The 2,997-nt window shown below is 51.7% G+C and carries 2 protein-coding genes; both read right to left on the bottom strand.

Annotation, left to right across the window (positions count from 1 at the left end; translation table 11 throughout):
* Positions 1-248: 248 nt before the first annotated feature.
* Complete coding sequence (locus GGR61_RS20760; RefSeq protein WP_184623802.1) at positions 249-728, bottom strand: hypothetical protein; 480 nt, start codon at positions 726-728, stop codon at positions 249-251.
* A gap of 7 nt (positions 729-735) precedes the next feature.
* Positions 736-2,997 (bottom strand): VENN motif pre-toxin domain-containing protein (locus GGR61_RS20755; protein ID WP_184623800.1); only part of this gene is annotated, 2,262 nt, incomplete at its 5' end.

Below are 2,997 nucleotides of genomic sequence, written 5' to 3'. Positions count from 1 at the left end.
CGGTCTGGCCGTTGCCGGTGCCTTGCTGGTTGTAGTTGCCATAGGGCAGGCCGGCCGCGTTATTGAAGCCCCAGCCCTTGCCAGTGCTGGCGTTGCTGCTGGATTGGGTGTTGTGCGCGACATCGAACACGATGTCCTTGCTGGCCAGCAACAAAGCGTTGCCTTCGGCCGAACGAAGGGTCAGGTTGATTTATTAATTACACCTAATCCCCGTTCTTTATACTGAAAAAACCAGCCACCGGTATGGTTCATGTTTTCTCTAAAAAAAATCCATTATCATTAAAAATACAAACCAATCTATCCCAAAATTCTCGGACAACATGTATGTTTTGAATATCAGATTCGTTGGCAAAATAAAAATAAATTAGCTCATCACCCAGCGGTGTGCATTCGATTTGAGCATCCATCCACACTATGAGTTTAGCGGCATAATCATGCCCATTAATGTAATCGGATTCACTTTCACTTTCGGGATTAATGCTAGCAAGCATGTTGACGTACTCATCTAGCGTCCCTATCTCATTAATTTCAAGCCAATCGCTAGGCGCCAATTTAACTAAATTTGCAGCAAGGCAGAAATGTATAATGGAGACGGAAAGTTTGTGAAGAAAAACACTGTCATTACTTATTTTGCATTCATTAAATCTGAAGAAGCAGACCGGCATTTCACTTTTAGAAAGAACATTTAAAACAAATGCGGTCCGTATTTTAATCTCGTCAGTAATCACATTGGCCTCAACGGGTTGGATTGGGTCCAGTATTTCCAGTCAGCGGAAATTTTAACTTAAGAACGTTGTGTTCACCACCGTTAGCTAGATTTACAGATTTTCCATTAATGTCTAAGGAGGCCGTAGTCTGCAATGTCTTATCGCTCGCTATACCAGCCGGACGATAAGTAACCCAGGTTCCATCTGGAGTCTTGGCGCGCCATGAACCATTCTTCATATTAGTTGCATCACTTGGCTTAACTCCTCCGAAGAATTCTTTCGCTAGAGTCTCCGCTGCCAGGTCAGGGTCCGATGTCGCGGGCATCTCTCTTGGTGTCCCGAGCCCACTAATTGGTCGCCCCGGAAGTCCACCCGCCTGAATTTCATTTAATACGTCCTGAGCAGTCTTTTTATTTAGCCCGTCACCTCTAATTTCATCCGGGAGCGTCTTGGTTAGAAGATCTTTAAAAATTGGCGAACGTTTTTCTATTTGATTTTCTAGTTCTGCAATAACTGGCCTAGCCTTGCTCGTACCAGTCATTCCCAAAGTCAGTATATCAGCAAGACTTAACACACGTGCATCAAGCGCATCAAGCCCAATAACGGATTCTCCAGTGAAATAATTAATTGCAGTGTTACTGCTCCACGCATCTTCCCAGCCAGCAACCGTTTGACCGAAGCCAGCTAGCAATCCGCGACCTAGAAAAAGGCTAAGGGCAGTTCCGGGCTGGGCGTACTTCAGATTGTCCGCCATTTCACCAATTCCGTTATACATTAACTCCCCGGACGTAGGGAAAGTACGGCTTGACACGTCACCAGAATAAACGACATCTCGTTCTCTAATGAAAAAGCCCTGATCTTTCCAATAGGACTCCATAGCCTTATCGTAATTTTCCTGGGTGAGCTTTCCTGCCGCTTTCAGTTCATTGGTGACTTTGTCGGAGTAAAGCTTCTTTTCTTCATCTCGAATTTTATCGAGAGCAGTGAGTTTCTTCTCGGCATCACAAGCGTCTTTGCTTCCATGCTGGCAGAGCGATTTGGCGAGCTTTAAATAATCGTCTTCTGATTTGGTGAGCCAGTTATTCTCCACAGCATTCTTAGCGATGTTTGCACTAGTAGCCGCATCAGCCAAGCTGCCACCAGCCAAGCCGCCAGCAATCGCGCCAACCGCCTCCGACAAGGCCACCAGTATCTGCTTATCCTGTTCCGGCAGCAGGTTCGGATTAAACTTCCCCGTTACCGGGTCGATAGCGCGCGGATCATCGCCGTAGAGGGTTTGGGTCAAATATTTTGCAGCCAGCTCACCGCCAGCCCCTGCCAGCGCACCGCCTGTCATGGAGGTTCCGTTGACTTGTGCCAGCACCGCGCCTAGCACCGCATGCGACAGCACTTGCAATGCGGCGTTTGGATCGCTGCCGTGGTTTTGGTCGAACGTCCTGCCGATCAGCTGCGCGGCATACGGTGCCAATGCATTGGTGGCGACCTGGCCGCCGCCTTGGCCTGACAGGCCGCCCACCACGACCGTCGTCACCGCCTGCAACGCCCGACTGTAGTCGCCGCCGATGCCCCATTGTTGTTGCGATGTGTAGGCTGCGCTGTAGTCGGGACTGTTCTGCAGCATTTCCCGCTGTTTGTCAGCAGTGCTCAAGCCTGCAAACCGGTCTGCCTCTTCGGGACTCAAACTTCCTTTGTACTGTGCCTCTGCCTCATTGACCTTCCTATTCGCACTGGCTGCAATGTCATCGCCAATCTGCTTGGCGGTGGTCATCACGGTCCCGGTTGCGGCGGCCAGCGCCTGCTGTTCGCCCAGGATCTTGCGTACGTCCGGCAGCGCCGCTACCGCTTCGTGGGCGGCGCTGGCATCGGTGTTGATACCCAGAGCCGCTGCCGTGGTGGTCTTGCCGCCGATCTTGATGTTGCCTTCGGTCAACGTGGCGCGGGTGTAGCTGGTGTCGCTGCCGCTCTGCATGACCGGGATGCCGGGGTTGAAGCTGCTGTAGTTGGCCTCGCCGTAGTTGCCGTTGACGATGTTGTGGCCGATGTCCCTGAACTGATTGCCCACGCTTTGTTGCACGGGCTTGCCGTTCGCATCGGTCTCGCCGTCGCCGGTGCTTCCGATACCACCGCTGATTGCCGCCGACACGGCGCTGTAGTCCATCTGGTTTTTCAGATCGATAAACGTCAGCGAGTCGGCGGTCAGTTCGCTGGCACCGGCATTGGTGCTGGCGATCGCGCCTCCGATCAGGTTTACGTTGCCGGCAGTGACGTGGTAGCCACCATTGCCCGCGAA

The organism is Xanthomonas sp. 3058 (assembly GCF_014199765.1).
Classification (GTDB): domain Bacteria; phylum Pseudomonadota; class Gammaproteobacteria; order Xanthomonadales; family Xanthomonadaceae; genus Xanthomonas; species Xanthomonas campestris_B.
The sequence above is the reverse complement of the archived record's forward strand: the minus strand, read 5'-3'. Positions and strand labels throughout refer to the sequence as shown.